General features: G+C 66.9%; 16 protein-coding genes. 10 read left to right on the top strand and 6 right to left on the bottom strand.

Annotation, left to right across the window (positions count from 1 at the left end):
• Nucleotides 1-23: 23 nt before the first annotated feature.
• The 5 genes from can to asnS form a co-directional block, all read right to left on the bottom strand.
• On the bottom strand, nt 24-686 hold the full coding sequence (gene can / locus NJD74_RS09150; protein WP_070470518.1) for a carbonate dehydratase: 663 nt from the start codon (nt 684-686) through the stop codon (nt 24-26).
• 74 nt (nt 687-760) lie between these two features.
• Nucleotides 761-1,399 carry an FMN-binding negative transcriptional regulator gene (locus NJD74_RS09145; protein ID WP_070470517.1) on the bottom strand — a complete coding sequence of 213 codons (639 nt, stop codon included), beginning with the start codon at nt 1,397-1,399 and terminating at the stop codon, nt 761-763.
• Nucleotides 1,400-1,405: 6 nt separating this feature from the next.
• Complete coding sequence (locus tag NJD74_RS09140; protein ID WP_046273331.1) at nt 1,406-1,720, bottom strand: hypothetical protein; 315 nt, start codon at nt 1,718-1,720, stop codon at nt 1,406-1,408.
• Nucleotides 1,717-2,022 (bottom strand): hypothetical protein, encoded by a 306-nt coding sequence (locus tag NJD74_RS09135; RefSeq protein ID WP_070470515.1) that lies wholly within the window; start codon nt 2,020-2,022, stop codon nt 1,717-1,719. The genes NJD74_RS09140 and NJD74_RS09135 overlap by 4 nt, the downstream gene beginning before the upstream one ends.
• A 23-nt stretch (nt 2,023-2,045) precedes the next feature.
• On the bottom strand, nt 2,046-3,440 hold the full coding sequence (asnS, locus tag NJD74_RS09130; protein WP_319624036.1) for an asparagine--tRNA ligase: 1,395 nt from the start codon (nt 3,438-3,440) through the stop codon (nt 2,046-2,048).
• Between the two features lie 129 nt (nt 3,441-3,569).
• Between asnS and NJD74_RS09125 the strand changes: the two genes are divergently transcribed.
• The 6 genes from NJD74_RS09125 (at nt 3,570) to zipA (ending at nt 10,016) form a co-directional block, all read left to right on the top strand.
• A complete protein-coding gene (locus tag NJD74_RS09125) occupies nt 3,570-3,908 on the top strand; it encodes an iron-sulfur cluster assembly accessory protein (RefSeq protein ID WP_019184349.1) in 339 nt (112 codons plus the stop codon).
• 168 nt (nt 3,909-4,076) lie between these two features.
• A complete protein-coding gene (gene rpsF, locus NJD74_RS09120) occupies nt 4,077-4,517 on the top strand; it encodes a 30S ribosomal protein S6 (protein WP_070470512.1) in 441 nt (146 codons plus the stop codon).
• Nucleotides 4,518-4,528: 11 nt separating this feature from the next.
• Complete coding sequence (rpsR, locus tag NJD74_RS09115; RefSeq protein ID WP_002804494.1) at nt 4,529-4,759, top strand: 30S ribosomal protein S18; 231 nt, start codon at nt 4,529-4,531, stop codon at nt 4,757-4,759.
• 155 nt (nt 4,760-4,914) lie between these two features.
• Nucleotides 4,915-5,367 (top strand): 50S ribosomal protein L9, encoded by a 453-nt coding sequence (gene rplI, locus NJD74_RS09110; RefSeq protein ID WP_019184347.1) that lies wholly within the window; start codon nt 4,915-4,917, stop codon nt 5,365-5,367.
• A 360-nt stretch (nt 5,368-5,727) separates the two neighbouring features.
• On the top strand, nt 5,728-9,231 hold the full coding sequence (smc, locus tag NJD74_RS09105) for a chromosome segregation protein SMC (protein ID WP_319624035.1): 3,504 nt from the start codon (nt 5,728-5,730) through the stop codon (nt 9,229-9,231).
• A 47-nt stretch (nt 9,232-9,278) separates the two neighbouring features.
• Nucleotides 9,279-10,016 carry a cell division protein ZipA gene (zipA, locus tag NJD74_RS09100; protein ID WP_070470508.1) on the top strand — a complete coding sequence of 246 codons (738 nt, stop codon included), beginning with the start codon at nt 9,279-9,281 and terminating at the stop codon, nt 10,014-10,016.
• Nucleotides 10,017-10,044: 28 nt separating this feature from the next.
• Here the strand turns inward: zipA and NJD74_RS09095 are convergent, their stop codons facing one another.
• Nucleotides 10,045-11,166: a pyridoxal phosphate-dependent aminotransferase gene (locus NJD74_RS09095; protein WP_319624034.1), complete on the bottom strand. Its 1,122-nt coding sequence runs from the start codon at nt 11,164-11,166 to the stop codon at nt 10,045-10,047.
• Nucleotides 11,167-11,292: 126 nt separating this feature from the next.
• Between NJD74_RS09095 and ligA the strand changes: the two genes are divergently transcribed.
• The 4 genes from ligA to NJD74_RS09075 all read left to right on the top strand — a co-directional run bounded on the left by ligA (nt 11,293) and on the right by NJD74_RS09075 (nt 16,029).
• Entirely contained in the window at nt 11,293-13,755 is a 2,463-nt protein-coding gene (gene ligA, locus NJD74_RS09090) for an NAD-dependent DNA ligase LigA (protein ID WP_319624033.1), read from the top strand.
• A gap of 14 nt (nt 13,756-13,769) precedes the next feature.
• Nucleotides 13,770-14,255, top strand: coding sequence for a GNAT family N-acetyltransferase (locus NJD74_RS09085; RefSeq protein WP_319624032.1), 486 nt, complete (start codon nt 13,770-13,772; stop codon nt 14,253-14,255).
• Nucleotides 14,252-15,196 (top strand): EF-P lysine aminoacylase EpmA, encoded by a 945-nt coding sequence (epmA, locus tag NJD74_RS09080; protein ID WP_319624031.1) that lies wholly within the window; start codon nt 14,252-14,254, stop codon nt 15,194-15,196. The genes NJD74_RS09085 and epmA overlap by 4 nt, the downstream gene beginning before the upstream one ends.
• Nucleotides 15,197-15,306: 110 nt before the next feature.
• On the top strand, nt 15,307-16,029 hold the full coding sequence (locus NJD74_RS09075; protein WP_019184339.1) for a DUF3011 domain-containing protein: 723 nt from the start codon (nt 15,307-15,309) through the stop codon (nt 16,027-16,029).
• Nucleotide 16,030: the final 1 nt, after the last annotated feature.

Here is a 16,030-nt window from a genome sequence, read left to right as displayed (position 1 = left end):
GGCGCTGTCCGAAAGAGGAAGAATCAGTCGCGCCGACCGTGGCGCGGAACGTAGGACAGGGCCTTTTCGTATGCGCCCTGCAGCTCTTCCGGTGCGCCCACGTCGATGCCCATCTCGCGCACCCGGCCGTCCTTCAGGCTGTACACCCAGCCGTGCACCATCAGCTTCTGGCCACGCGCCCAGGCGTCCTGCACGATCGTCGAGCGGCAGGCGTTGACCACCTGCTCGATCACGTTCAACTCGCACAGGCGCGCATGCTTCAGTTCGGGCTCTTCGATCGCATCCATGATCGCCGCATGCTTCTGCGCCACATCGCCCACGTGCCGCAGCCAGTTGTCGGCCAGGCCCACGCGTGTGTTGTTCAAGCTGGCGTGCACGCCGCCGCAGCCGTAATGGCCCACGATCAGGATGTGCTTCACCTTCAGCTGATCCACGGCGTACTGGATCACGCTCAGGCAGTTCAGATCGGTATGCACCACCACGTTGGCCACGTTGCGATGCACGAACACTTCGCCCGGCGCCATGCCGATGATCTGGTTGGCGGGCACGCGCGAATCGGAACAGCCGATCCACAGGTATTCCGGGTGCTGCTGCTTGGCCAGTTGATGGAAGAACTCCGGATCCTCTTTCTCGATCCGGTCCGCCCATTCGCGGTTGTTCTGCAGCAGCTTGTGGATGTCTTTCATCGTGCGGGGTCCCTGACGTCGGGTGGGGGCAAGGCGCGGCCAGGGTGGCCGCGTCGTCGCAGGAGTGGGGAGGGTCAGTCGGCGGCGGGGCCGCCCTCGCGGCGCCAGCGCATCCACTGCGCCAGCTCGCGTGATGCCGGGGCGTCCAGTGTCGACAGCGCGTCGATCACGCTGGTCTGGTTGGCCTCGGGATGGTTCTGGCTGAGCTTGAGTTTGATCTGCACCTGCGCCGGGCGGAAACGGAAGCCAACGATGCCGCCAAGCATGCGCTGTTGGCGCGGCTCGATCGGCAGCAGGTCCCAGTTGCCGCCGACGCCGGCCTCATAGTGCGCGCTGAGGCCGTCCAGCATCGCGATCAGTGCCTCATCATCGGTGACCGGTTCCAGTACGCCACGCAGTTCGGCGGCGGCGTAATTCCAGGTCGGCACGCGTGCCTGCGCGTCCTTGTCCGGATACCAGCCCGGCGACACATACGCATGCGGGCCGTGCACCAGCATCAACGCGGGGCCGGCATGGCCCGCCTGCGGGTTGGGCTTGGCCCAGTGCCCTTCGATCAGGATGCCGCCAGCATCACGCGTGTACACCACCGGCAGGCGCGTGGCCTGCGGGTAACCGTCGGCGCCGTTGGTCACCAGGGTGACGAACGCATCGCGCGCCAGCAGCCGGTCCAGCCAGATCAGGTCGGTCTCGACGAAGGCGGACGGGATGAACATCGTCGGTTACGCGCGGGCGCCCAGGCTCTGGATCATGCGGCCGTGCAGGGCATCGTCGCTGTCGGCCTGCGGCGGCTGCACTTCATGCAGCGAGAAGCCGCGCACCAGCGCGTCCTCTTCATCCAGGCCGTCGTAGGCGACGAACTCGGCGTCGAACAGCTGCGAGCGTGCCGTGTCTTCGCTGTCGTAGCTCAGCGTGTTGCCGTCGCTGTCCAGCACCTCGGCGGTACCGGCCGGGCGCACGCGCAGGCGCGCCCAGATCAGGGTGTTGCCCAGGCTGGCCAGGAACCACTCGTCGTGGTGGGAGGTGTCGTCGTTCATGTCAGTACCATCGAAAGCAGCCAGAGCAGGGCAGCCATGCCCAGTCCGGCAAGAAGGGTGAGCAGCGAGAGCCAGGCCGGCGTGGCCAGGCCGGTCAGCGAGCAGTCGCTGCTCTGCCGATAGTCGCGGCCGAGCAGCCAGCGCAGCGCGTCCGGGCGCAGGAAGGCACCCGCGCCGAAGCGATTGGCCAGCGCCGGGTGGCGGTCGCGGATGTGGACCAGGGTCAGCGGCCAGAAGATCACGAAGGCACTGAACCCGGCGATCGCCACGCCGACGAAACACAGCGCGAAGAACAGGGTCATGGTTCAGTGCCTCCGTAGGTCGATCAGAATTCGGCGCTGCCCGGTGCGCGCGGGTAGGGGATCGCGTCGCGGATGTTGCTCAGGCCGCAGACGTATACCACCAGGCGCTCGAAGCCGAGGCCGAAGCCGGCGTGCGGCACCGAACCGTAGCGGCGGAAGTCGCGGTACCAGCCGTAGTGCGCCGGGTCCAGGCCGAACTGCGCCATGCGTGCATCGAGCACATCCAGGCGCTCTTCGCGCTGGCTGCCGCCGATGATCTCGCCGATGCCCGGGGCCAGCACATCCATGGCCGCGACGGTCTTGCCGTCGTCGTTCAGGCGCATGTAGAAGGCCTTGATGTGCTCGGGGTAGTTGGTCACCACCACCGGGCGGCCGATATGTTCTTCGGTCAGCCAGCGCTCGTGCTCGGTCTGCAGGTCCAGGCCCCATTCGACCGGGAAGTCGAACTTCTTGCCCGAGTTCTGCAGCAGCTTCACCGCTTCGGTGTAGTCGATCTGCTCGAACGGGGCGTTGATGAAGCCTTCCAGCTTGGTGATCGCGTTCTTGTCCACGCGCTCGGCCAGGAAGGCCAGGTCGTCGCCACGCTCATCGAGCACCGCGCGGAACAGGTACTTCAGGAACTGCTCGGCCAGGCGCGCATCTTCGGCCAGATCGGCGAAGGCGATTTCCGGCTCGATCATCCAGAACTCCGCCAGATGGCGGGTGGTGTTGGAGTTCTCGGCGCGGAAGGTCGGGCCGAACGTGTAGACCTTGCTCAGCGCCAGGCAGTACGCCTCGACGTTCAGCTGGCCGGACACGGTCAGGAAGGTTTCCTTGCCGAAGAAATCGCGGCTGAAATCCACCTCGCCCTTTTCGTTGCGCGGCAGGTTGGCCATGTCCAGCGTCGAGACCCGGAACATCTGGCCGGCGCCCTCGGCATCGGACGTGGTCACGATCGGGGTGCTGATCCAGTTGAAGCCGTTCTGGTGGAAGAACCGGTGCACGGCCTGGGCCAGACAGTTGCGGATGCGGGTAACCGCACCGAACAGGTTCGTGCGTGGGCGCAGGTGCGCCACTTCGCGCAGGAACTCCGGGCTCATCGGCTTGGGCTGGATCGGGTAGGTCAGCGGGTCTTCGACCAGGCCGACGATCTCGATGTGGCTGGCCTGGATCTCGAAGGACTGGCCCTTGCCCTGGGATTTGACCAGGGTGCCGCGGGCGATCACCGAGCAGCCCGGGGTCAGGCTCTTGATGTCATCGAAATTGGCCAGGGTGTCATTGGCCACCACCTGGATGGGGGCGAAGCAGGAGCCATCGGTGACATTGACGAAGGCAAGCGCCGCAGAGCCGCGCACCGTGCGGACCCATCCGCGTACTGTTGCCTCGCCGCCTTCCGGGATCTTCCCGGCAAGCGCATGTTCAACGCTGACCACCGTCATGACTTGAATCCTCTGTTGATCGACTCGATCTCTGAACACGGAGTTTAACGGGTGCGGTGTTCGGCTTGCGAGGCATTTCTTGCGGTCCGGGGCGCCTATAATGATCACGATCCGCTGGAGTTGCCTGTCATGGCCGTAAGCCTTACCCCTGTTGCCTTTGCCCGTGTGCAGAAGTTCGTCGAGCAGACGCCCGGCGCGCTGGGCCTGCGTTTCGGCGTGACCCGCACCGGTTGTTCCGGCTGGGGCCACATCACCGATCTGGCCCGCGATGAGCGCGAGGGCGACACCGTCTTCGAGCAGGATGGGGTCCGCATCTATGTGGATGCCACCAGCCTCGAGCTGGTGGACGGCACCGAAATCGACTTCGGCAAGCACGGGCTGAGCGAGACCTTCACGTTCAGGAACCCGAACGCCACCGCTGAATGCGGCTGCGGCGAGAGCTTCACGACCGAGGCCGACAAGGCCTGATCGCCCGTGCGCCGGGCCTGTTCAGCCCGCCCGGCTTGCCTTGTGACCCCTTCTGCTGCCACAATGCGCGGCTTCCTGTCTGATTCCGGGCAGGACCCTTGCCCCACCGCGTTCACCTGCGGGGGGCTGTCCGGCCCTCAAAGGGCCACATCCGAAAGGTAAAAACACATGAGTCGTCATTACGAAGTCGTGTTCCTGGTCCATCCGGACCAGAGCGAACAGGTCCCGGCCATGATCGAGCGCTACAAGGCGCTGGTCGAGAACGGCAACGGCACCATCCACCGTCTGGAAGATTGGGGCCGTCGTCAGCTGGCTTACCCGATCCAGAACCTGGTGAAGGCCCACTACGTCATGCTCAACATCGAGTGCGACCAGGCCGTGCTGAGCGAGCTGGTGGAAAGCTTCCGCTTCAACGACGCCGTGCTGCGCAACCTCGTCATCAAGCGTGACGAAGCTGACACCGAGCAGTCGCTGATCATGAAGAGCAAGGACGAGAAGGGTGACAAGCCCGAGCGTGGCGAGCGTCGTCGTCGTGATGACGAAGAAGGTGAAGCCACCCCCGCCGCCGCTGACACCGATGCCGGCGAAGACGCCGCTTCGGCCGCTTAAGGAGCACTGACATGTCCAAGTTCTTCCGTCGTCGCAAGTTCTGCAAGTTCACGGCCGAAGGTGTGAAGGAGATCGATTACAAGGATCTCAACACCCTGCGCCAGTACCTCACCGAGAACGGCAAGATCGTGCCGAGCCGCGTGACCGGTACCAAGTCGAAGTACCAGCGCCAGCTGGCAACGGCCGTCAAGCGCGCCCGTTTCCTGGCCCTGATTCCGTACACCGACAACCACGACGTCTGATGAAGGCGGGCGGCCTGCTGGTCGCCGCTTTCGCGGATCCCGCCGCCCGCGCTGTGAAGCGTCGGGCGGGGTGAAGGATCTGCCGTTCGGATATTCGGACAGCCATCGCTGCGGGGCCTGGGCCTCGCTAACGAATACATATTTGGAGCTACACCATGAAGCTGATTCTTCTTCAGAAGGTCACCAACCTCGGCGGTCTGGGCGATCTGGTCGACGTGAAGCCGGGCTACGGCCGCAACTTCCTCGTCCCGACCGGCAAGGCCGTTCCGGCCACCGCGACCAACGTGGCCGAGTTCGAAGCCAAGCGCGCTGATTACGAAGCCAAGGCCCAGTCGATCCACGCTGATGCCGAAGCCCGCAAGGCGCAGCTGGAAGGCAAGAGCGTGACCATCGCTGCCAACGCTTCGACGGAAGGCAAGCTGTACGGTTCGGTCGGCCCGCGCGATATCGCCGAAGCCTTCACCGCTGCCGGCCTGCCGCTGGAAAAGAGCGAAGTGATCCTGGGCGAAGGCGCCTTCCGCAACGTGGGCGAGTACGAGGTGACTGTCCACCTGCACGCCGACGTGGAAACCACCGTCAAGGTGGTTGTGGAAGCCGAAAAGGCCTGATTCCTGCCGAAAGGCGGGCGTCACTGAAACGGGTACCCGCGAGGGTGCCCGTTTTTTGTTTGTGGCAACGGCAACCGCAACGGCTTGGCCGTGACGATACAGGCGGGAGGGCGCCGGGCAGCCCGGACCGGGACGCGCCCTGAACCCCCGCCCGTGCCGTCCCGCCTTGCCCCACGCTGGAAATGCGGGCTGGAGCCGCCCCCGCAGCGCGCTGAACACCGGCCCCGTTATACTCAGGCTATCGCGTCGCCCCCGGGGTCATTGAAGTCCTGCAATATCAATGGCTTGAGGGGTAAATCCGCTCCGTAATCCACCATGGTGGGGGTCGCTTCAGGCCTTCGCCCGGAACCCAATCACGCCATGCGTCTGTCCACGATCAAGCTGTCCGGATTCAAATCCTTCGTCGATCCGACCACGCTGCACCTGCCGACCAACATGACCGGCGTGGTGGGCCCCAATGGCTGTGGCAAATCGAACATCATCGATGCCGTGCGCTGGGTGATGGGCGAAAGCTCCGCCAGCCGCCTGCGTGGCGACTCGCTGACCGACGTCATCTTCTCCGGCTCCTCCGCCCGCAAGCCCGTCTCGCAGGCCGCCGTCGAGCTGATCTTCGACAACACCGACCACACCATCACCGGCGAGTACGCCTCATTCAACGAGATCTCGGTCAAGCGCACCGTCAGCCGTGACGGCAGCAGCAACTACTACCTCAACGGCACCAAGTGCCGCCGCCGCGACATCACCGACCTGTTCCTCGGCACCGGCCTGGGGCCGCGCAGCTACTCGATCATCGAGCAGGGCATGATCAGCAAGATCATCGAGGCGCGGCCTGAAGATCTGCGGGTCTACCTGGAAGAAGCTGCCGGCATCTCCAAGTACAAGGAGCGCCGCAAGGAAACCGAGACCCGCATCCGGCATACCCGCGAGAACCTTGACCGCCTCAACGACCTGCGCGAGGAGATCGGCAAACAGCTCGAGCACCTCAAGCGCCAGGCGCGCCAGGCCGAGCAGTACCAGGCGCTGCAGGAAGAGCGCAAGGTCAAGGACGCCGAGTGGAAGGCGCTGGAATACCGTGGGCTGGATGGCCGCCTGGGCGGCCTGCGCGAAGCACTTTCGCGCGAGGAGACCCGCCTGCAGCAGCTGATCGCCGAGCAGCGCGATGCCGAAGCCCGCATCGAAACCAGCCGCCTGCGCCGCGAAGAGGCCTCCGATGCGCTCAACACCGCGCAGGCCGAGGTCTACCAGGTCGGCAGCACGCTGGCCCGCCTGGAGCAGCAGATCCAGCATCAGCGCGAGATATCGCAGCGACTGAACAAGGCGCGCGATGAAGCGCAGCAGGCCCTGGCCGATCTGGGCCAGCACATCAGTGGCGATGAGGCCAAGCTGATGGTGCTGCGCGAGGCAGTGGACGATGCCGAGCCGCGCCTGGAGCAGTTGCAGGAAGAGAATGAGATCAAGCAGGAAGCCCTGCGTGATGCCGAGGCCCGGCTGGCCGATTGGCAGCAGCGCTGGGAGAGCCATACCCGCAGCACCTCCGAAGCCTCGCGCGCCGGCGAAGTCGAGCGCACCCGCGTGGATTATCTGGACCGCCAGGTGCTGGAAGCCGATCGCCGCCGCGAGTCGCTGCAGGCCGAGCGCGCCGGGCTGGATCTGGACGCCCTGGCCGAGGTGTTCGAAGAACTGCACCTCCAGCACGAGACCCAGAAGGCCTCGCTGGACACGCTCAACGAGCAGGTGGAAGAACGCAAGCATGCCGTGGCCGGGCTGCAGGACCGCCAGCGCGCCGGGCAGACCGAGCTGGCCGAGATCCGCAAGCAGGCCCAGGCCGCCCGCGGCCGGTTGTCGTCACTGGAGACCCTGCAGCAGGCCGCACTAGGCCAGGAGCAGGGCGCCGCGGTGGCCTGGCTGAAGGCACGCGGGCTGGATTCGGGCGCGCGTGTCGGCGAACGCCTGACCGTGGAGAGCGGCTGGGAAAACGCCGTGGAAAGCGCGCTCGGCCAGCTGATCGAGGGCGTGCTGGTCGATTCCCCGGCATCGCTGGTGGATGCGCTGGGCGAACTCGGCGAAGGCCGTATCGCGCTGGTCTCGGCCGAGCAGGACGCGCTGGATGTCGCGCCGACCTCGCTGGCCGCGAAAGTGCAGGGCCCCACTGCGATCCGTCGGCTGCTGGCACGCCTGCATGCCGCCGAGGATCTCGCGTCCGCCCGTTCGCTGCAGGCGACACTGGGCGAGGGCGACTCGGTCATCACCCGCGGTGGCGAGCGGCTGGGCGAGGGCTGGGTGCGCGTGTCGCGCTCCGGCGCGGCCAAGCAGGGCGCGCTGCTGCGCGAACGCGAGATTGTTACCCTGCGCGAGCAGATTGAAACACTGCAGGACCGCGAAGCGGCCCTGGAAGAGCAGCTGGCCGGCTTCCGTGACCAGTTGCTGGCCGGTGAGCAGCAACGCGAAGACGCGCAGCGCCAGCTGTACCTGGCCCATCGCAGCGTTTCCGAGCTCGGTGGCCAGCTGCAGAGCCAGCAGGGCAAGGTGGAGGCCGCACGCACCCGCATCGACCGCATCGAAGGCGAGCTGGTGCAATTGCTGGAGACGCTGGATGCCGGTCGCGAGCAGGTGCGCGAAGCACGTTCGCGGCTGGACGATGCGGTCACCAGCATGGGCGACCTGGAATCGGTCCGCGCCGCGCTGGAAGGCGAGCGTCGCCAGCTTACCGATGCCCGCGACCAGGCCCGCGACCAGGCCCGCAACGTGCGCGAGGCGGCGCATTCGCTCGCCTTGACGCTGGAATCGCAGCGCGCGCAGATCGCCTCGCTGAGCCAGGCGCTGGAGCGCATGAGTACCCAGCGTGGGCAGCTGGATACGCGATTGGGTGAACTGCATTCGCAGCTGGACGAAGGTGATTCGCCGGTCAAGGCGCTCGAAGCCGAACATCAGAACGCCTTGGGCGAGCGCGTGCGTGCCGACCGCGTGCTGGGCGAAGCCCGTACGTTGCTCGATGGCATCGATGCCGAACTGCGCACGTTCGAGCAGACCCGCCACCAGCGCGACGAACAGGCGCTGGCGCAGCGCGAGCGCATTTCCCAGCGCAAGCTCGACCAGCAGGCACTGGTGCTCAGTGCTGACCAGCTGTCGGCCTCGGTGGAGAAGGCCGGCTTCGTGCTGCAGGATGTGATCAACAGCCTGCCCGAGGATGCGCGGGTCACCGACTGGGAGCAGGCCGTGCACCAGATCGATGGCCGCATGCGCCGGCTGGAGCCGGTCAACCTGGCCGCCATCCAGGAATACGGCGAGGCGTCGCAGCGTTCGGAGTACCTGGATGCGCAGAACACCGACCTCACCACCGCGCTGGAAACCCTGGAGGATGCGATCCGCAAGATCGACCGCGAGACCCGCGGCCGCTTCAAGGACACCTTCGACCGCGTCAACGCCGGTGTGCAGCAGCTGTATCCGCGCCTGTTCGGTGGTGGCCACGCCTACCTCGAGCTGACAGGTGAAGACCTGCTCGACACCGGTGTTGCGATCATGGCGCGGCCGCCGGGCAAGCGGGTGTCGAGCATCTCGCTGCTGTCCGGTGGCGAGAAGGCGATGACCGCGGTGGCGCTGGTGTTTGCGATCTTCCAGCTCAACCCGGCACCGTTCTGCCTGCTGGACGAGGTGGACGCGCCGTTGGACGAAGCCAACGTCGGTCGCCTGGCCAACATGGTCAAGGAAATGAGCGAGAAGGTTCAGTTCCTGTTTGTGAGCCACAACAAGGCCACGATGGAAGCTGCCCACCAGCTCTCCGGCGTGACCATGCGCGAACCGGGCGTCAGCCGACTGGTCAGTGTCGACCTGGAGGAAGCCGCACGATTGGCGGGCGCGGCTTGACGTGCCATCCTTAAGTACCTGAATGATTTAGCCGGAGACCCCCCCGAATGTCCGACATGGCACTGCTCCGCATCGGCATCCTGGCCGCCGGCCTGCTGTTGATCGCTGCGATCTTCCTGTTTGGCCGTCCGAAAAAGAAAGCGCAGGGCCGTCGCGTCGAAGGCGCGGAGAGCACCAGCGGCCAGCGCCGTGAGCCCGTGCTGGGCGAGGGCGAGAGCCCGGCCGAGGGCGCTGCCCCCGTTGTCGGCGAAGACGGCGTCACCCAGCCCGAGCTGGGGCTGCCGGACGTGGACGCCGCGCCGGCCAGTGACCTGGGCAAGCGTGCGACGCAGGATTTCGACAAGATCGTCTCGCTGTTCGTCGCTGCGCGCGCGGGCGAGCAGCTGCGTGGCGAGGACATCGTCGTTGCTGCGGAAAAGACCGGCCTGGTGTTCGGCCACATGAATGTCTTCCACCGCCTGGTCGAAGGCCACCCCGAGCGCGGCCCGATCTTCTCGATGGCCAGCATCATGAAGCCGGGCAGTTTCGATATGGCCAACATCCGCGAGATGGAAACCCCGGCGATCGCCTTCTTCCTGACCCTGCCGGCGCCGCTGACCGCGCTGGACGCCTGGGAAAAGATGCTGCCGACCGTGCAGCGCATGGGCGAGCTGCTTGATGGCGTCGTGCTCGATGACAGCCGCAATGCCCTGGGTCGCCAGCGCATCGCGCACATCCGTGATGAGCTGCGCGCCTACGACCGCCAGCACCAGGCCCCGCCGCTGACCAAGGCCCCGCGCTGGTGATTGCCGTAGAGCCGACCAACGGTCGGCTCTACCTGTTCTGGCTGACCACCGCGTCGAAGGCCGCACGGAACCGCGCCATTTCGGCTGCGGTACCCACCGTCACGCGCACCCGCTGCGGCCAGATCGGCCAGCTGCGCCCGATGACCACGCCCTGTTCGGCCATCGCCGCAGAGAACGCCGCGCCGTCGCGCTGCACATCGACCACGAAACAGTTTGCTTCCGACGGCACGCAGCTAAAGCCGCGTTTACCGAGCCAGCCGATGGTCTCCTGCCGTACCTGGGTATTCTCCGCCTTGCGCTGCGCGATCAATCCCGGATCACGCAGGCTCGCCAGTCCCGCCGCCATCGCGGTGACCGGCAGCGGGTTGTCGCCCAGGCTGGCCAGTTCCTTCAGCCGGTCCGGATGCGCGGCCGCCACCCCCAGGCGCAGGCCGGCCATGCCGTAGAGCTTGGAGAAGGTGCGCAGCACGATCACATCGTCGCGCTGCATCACCTGGCCGATCACCGAGCGCTGCTCGCTGTACTGCAGGTAGGCCTCGTCCACCAGCACGCGGGTCTGGGCCGGCTTGTTGGCCAGCAGCCAGGCAATGTCGGCCGCCGGGGTGATCGAACCTGTGGGATTGTTGGGGTTGCACAGATACAGCAGGCCGGCATTGACCGTCGCGGCAGCCGCCGCCATCGCACGCACGTCGTGTGCCCCGTCTGCGCGCAGCGGCACCCTGGCCACCGTGGCCCCACGCGCCTCGGCAAGATCGCCCAGCGCCTCGAAGGTGGGATCGGCGACCACCAGCCCCGCACCAGGCGAGGTCCACAGCACGGCCGCGCGGTTCAGTGGCTCGCTGGAGCCCGGATACAGCCGCACGTGATCCTTGCCGATGCCTTCCTGCTGGGCGAACAGATCGCGCAGCTCGCCGGCCAGAGCAAACAGATACCGCCCGCTGCTGGCGATGATGTCGCGTGCCGCCGCCTGCGCAGCCGGTGATGGCCCATACGGGCATTCGTTGAAGTTCAGCAGCACCGGTCCTGTGCTGGCGGGGAGTGCACGCGACGGCGCGGCCGATGCAGGCAGCACGCCCAGGCCGGACAATGCCAGGCCGGCGCCGGCCAGCTGCAGGAACGAGCGACGGGAAGCGACGAGGGCAGGGGTCACGGGGCACCGAAAACAAGGGGTTCGGCGCACGCTAGCGCCACGGCGGATCGGCGGCAAGCGTTCTTCACTGCGCGCAGGAGCGGGGGGAGGGGTAAAATTGAATGCCCCACCAGGATCGCCTCCCGCATGACCCCCAGCCCCGCCGCACGTGCCGACGTCCTGCGCCGCCAGATCGAGGAGGCCGGCAAGGCATACCACGAGCGCGACGAGCAGCTGATCCCCGACGTCGAGTACGACCTGCTGGTGCGCGAGCTGGAGGCGATCGAGCAGGCACACCCGGAGCTGGCCGCGGCCGATTCGCCGACCCGGCAGGTCGGTGGCAAGGCGTCCTCCCGTTTCGCCGAGGTCCGCCACGCGGTGCCGATGCTGTCGCTGGGCAATGCCTTCAGTGATGAGGAAGTCCAGGATTTCGTGCGCCGCATCAGCGAGCGCCTGCGTCGCAGCACGCTGTATTTTTCCGCCGAACCGAAGCTTGACGGCCTGGCGATCAGCCTGCGCTACGAGGAGGGCCGTTTCGTGCAGGGGGCGACCCGTGGCGATGGCGCCACCGGCGAGGATGTCAGCGCGAACCTCCGCCAGATCAGTGTGATCCCGCAGGTGCTCAAGGGTGAGGGCTGGCCAGCGGTGCTGGAAGTGCGCGGCGAGGTCTACATGGCCCGTGCCGACTTCGAGGCCTACAACGCCGATGCGCGCCTGCATGACGGCAAAGTGCTGGCCAATCCGCGCAACGCCGCCGCCGGTTCGCTGCGCCAGCTTGATCCGAAGATGAGCGCCAGGCGCAAGCTGAGCTTCTACGCTTACGGCACCGGCCAGGTTGAAGGCGGCGAGCTGCCGCCCACGCATTCGGCCACGCTGGCGCAGCTGCGCGCGTGGGGGCTGCCGGTGAGTGACCTGTGCCAGGTGGTGGAGGGCGCCGACGGGCTGCTCGCCTATTACCGCGACATCGGCGAACGCCGCGACGGTCTGGCTTTCGATATCGACGGTGTGGTGTACAAGCTCGACGATCGCGCCGGCCAGGAACAGATGGGCTTCGTCGCGCGCGCACCGCGCTGGGCGATCGCGCACAAATTCCCGGCGCAGGAACAGACCACCACGGTGGAGGCGATCGAGATCCAGATCGGCCGCACGGGTGCCGCGACCCCGGTCGCGCGTCTGGCGCCGGTCGCCGTGGCCGGCGTGATCGTGTCCAACGCGACGCTGCACAATGCCGACCAGATCGCGCGCCTGGATGTGCGCGTGGGCGATACGGTGATCGTGCGCCGCGCCGGTGATGTGATCCCGGAAGTGGTCAGCGTGATCGCCGACCGCCGCCCCGCCGGCACCACGCCGTGGCAGATGCCTTCGCAGTGCCCGGTGTGCGGCTCGGAGATCGTCCGCGAAGAGGGCGAGGCCGCGTGGCGCTGCTCGGGTGAGCTGAGCTGCCCGGCGCAGCGCAAGGAAGCCATCGCACACTTCGCCTCGCGTCGTGCCATGGATATCGACGGCCTGGGCGGCAAGTACATCGAGACCCTGGTCGACGCCGGTATCGTGCGCGGCGTGGCCGATCTGTACCGCCTGCAGCGTGATCAACTGCTGCAGCTCAAGCTGGTGCTGGATGCCGAATCGCCCGAGGCGCTGGCCAGCCAGATCGGCCTGCACCTGCCGCCGGAAGGCAGCGGCGAGTACCTGAGGGCCATCCTCAAGCTCGATGGCAGCGACGAGGCATGGCGCGCGCAGGCGCTGGCGATGCCGGCCACGTTCGCCTGGAACACGAAGAAGATCGCGACCAAGTGGGCCGACAACCTGATCGCCGCGATCGACGCCAGCCGCACCACCACGCTGGAGCGGCTGTTGTTCGCGCTGGGCATCGAGCATGTCGGCGAGAGCACCGCCAAGGCCCTGGCGACCTGGTTCGGCGATCTCGAACTGATCCGTCATCTGCCTTGGCCGCTGTTCAAGCGCGTGCCCGACATCGGCGGCGAAGTGGCGCGTTCGCTCGGCCACTTCTTCGAACAGGCTGGCAACCAGGAGGCGATCGATGCGCTGCTGCAGGTCGGCCAGGTGCGCATCAGCGATGTGCACCCGCCGATCGCCAAGCTGCGGGACGGTCTGGATTTCGCGCAGCTGTTGGTCGAAGCGGAGATTCCGGGCATCACCCGGCTGCGCGCGGAGAAGCTGGTGGCCATGTTGCCGGATGCGGCCTCGGTGCTGGACGCCGAGCCGGTGCGGTTCGTGGCCGCCGGCCTGCCGAACGAGGTAGCCCTCGGGCTGGCCGACTGGCTCGACAGCGAAGGCCACGGCCCGATGCTGCTCAAGGCCGAGGAATACCGCCAGAAGCTGCTGACACTGGCGCCGGAGCAGGCCGACCAGGTCGCCGGCCCGTTGGACGGCCAGACCACCGTGCTGACCGGAACGCTGACGCAGATGAACCGCGACGAGGCCAAAGCCCGGCTGGAAGCGCTCGGCGCCAAGGTGGCTGGCAGTGTGTCGAAAAAAACCTCCTTCGTGGTCGCCGGTGCCGAGGCCGGTTCCAAGCTGACCAAGGCGCAGGAGCTGGGCGTGCCGGTCTGGGACGAAGACCAGCTGATCGCCTTCCTCGCGCAGCACTGAACAAGAGAAACCGCATGCAGACCGTTCCCCTCGATTTCCGCCTGGCCACCGTCGCCGACACCGAGTTGCTGATCGGGCTGATGCGTGATTTCTACGCCGAAGACAAACTCGACTTCGAAGACACCCGTGTGCGGAACGCGCTGGCCGCGTTGCTGGAAGATCCGCGCAACGGTGAAGTGCTGCTGTGGCTGGACGAGGCCGGCGCGGTGGAGGGCTATGGAGCACTGGCGATGGGCTTCAGCCTGGAGCAGGGCGGCCACTTTGCGTTGCTCGATGAGCTGTACCTGAGCCATGCCGCGCGTGGGCGGGGCCGCGGCAAGCAGGCGCTGGCCATCCTCGAACAGCGCGCCAACGCACGTGGCGTGGAGCGCATGCGCCTGGAAGTGAACCATCACAACGAACTGGCGCGACGCCTGTACCTGGCCACCGGCTACGTCGATGACACCCGCGATCTGCTGACCCTGCCGCTGGCCCAGCGGCTGAAGGACGCGCGCGCGTGATCGCCGCGCTGCGCCAGCGTGCCGCGCTCAATGCGCTGATCCGCCGCTTCTTCGCCGCACGCGACGTGCTCGAGGTCGAAACGCCGATCCTGTCCGCAGCAGGCAATACCGAGCCGAACATCGACAGCTTCCATACCCGCTTCAGCGGGCACGTGGATGCGGGCACCGCGCAACGCTGGCTGCGCACCTCGCCGGAGTTCCCGTTGAAGCGATTGCTCGCGGCAGGGGTGGGGGACTGCTACGAACTGGGTCGTGTGTTCCGCAACGGCGAAGCCGGCGGCCGCCACAATCCCGAGTTCACCATGCTGGAGTGGTACCGGATCGGCTGGGACCACCGTCGCCTGATCGACGAGACCGCCGCCCTCGTGCGCGATGCGCTGCAGCTGGTTCAGCGCGAGGCGACGCTGGAGGTCATCGATTACCGCGGTCTTTACCAGCAGCACGTCGGGCTGGACCCGTTCCAGGCCAGCCTGGAAGACCTGCAGGCACCGCTGGCCGAGGTCCGCATCGATGCGGACGGATTGACCCGGGATGACTGGCTCGATCTGCTGATGACCCACTGCATCCAACCGTACTTCCGTGACGACACCATGACGGTGGTGCATGACTGGCCTGCCACCCAGGCGGCATTGGCGAAAATTCGGCCGGGCACGCCCCCGCTGGCCGAACGGTTCGAGCTGTACCTGGGCAGCGTGGAGCTGGCCAACGGCTATCACGAGCTGAACGACGCGGCTGAACAGCGCGCGCGTTTCGAGCGCGACCATGCCATCCGTACCGCGCGCGGCGACGTGCTGCCCCCGCTGGATGAACACCTCTTGGCGGCCTTGCCGGCGCTGCCCGATTGCGCGGGGGTGGCGGTGGGCGTGGACCGGCTGCTGATGGCGATGAACCGCACCGGCCGCATCGCCGATGTGCTGGCCTTCGATTTCGCCCACGCCTGAGGCGTTTTGACGCATCCGCGTCTTGCACGGGCTGCATGATGATGCTCTGATCACACCGGATGTCCGAAGGTGGGTCATGTGATTGTTCAGGCGTGGCGGGGATCGTGTTGATGAAGCTGTTGGTAGGCGCGGGCATGCCCTTGTGGCCGGTGTTGCTGTGGACTGCGCTGATGCCTGAAACGGCGCTCGCGCAGGCCGGCGGCTATGCCGGCCAGGTGGTGCGTTGCGAATCGCGCGACATGGGGTGGGTGCATTGCGATGTCCCCACCGAAGGCGGTGTCGATCTGATCCGCCAGCTCTCCGACAACAGCTGCGTGCGAGGCTCGGAATGGGGCACCGACCGTTCCGGCGTCTGGGTGACCCTGGGCTGTCGCGCCGAGTTCCGCGCGCGTACCGCGGCTGCCGCGCCGCGTGCCGACGGTGAACGCCGCACGCGCCGGGTGGTGCGCTGCGAATCCAACGGGCGCCCGCAGAGCTGCCCGGTCGTGCTGCAGGGCGCGCCGGTGCGTCTGCTGCGCCAGCTCACCTCGCTGCCGTGCCGCGAAGGCCACAGCTGGGGCTATCGCCGCAATGAGATCTGGGTGACCCGCGGTTGCCAGGGCGAGTTCGAGGTCGGTGCCGCCGATGGCAGCGGGTTCCTCAACGTGCCACGCATCCTGGTCTGCGAATCCAAGTCGCGCCAGCGCCGCTTCTGTGGTGCCGGGATCACCCACGGTGTCACGCTCAACAAGCAGCTCTCCGGCACCCCCTGCGAGCAGGGCAGCAGCTGGGGCTGGGACAGCCGTGGGGTCTGGGTCGACAAGGGCTGCCGCGCCGAGTTCGCGGTCAACTGAG

This window comes from Stenotrophomonas sp. RG-453 (assembly GCF_033843685.1).
Classification (GTDB): Bacteria; Pseudomonadota; Gammaproteobacteria; order Xanthomonadales; family Xanthomonadaceae; genus Stenotrophomonas; species Stenotrophomonas bentonitica_A.
This window is presented reverse-complemented; position numbering and strand designations above follow the sequence as displayed.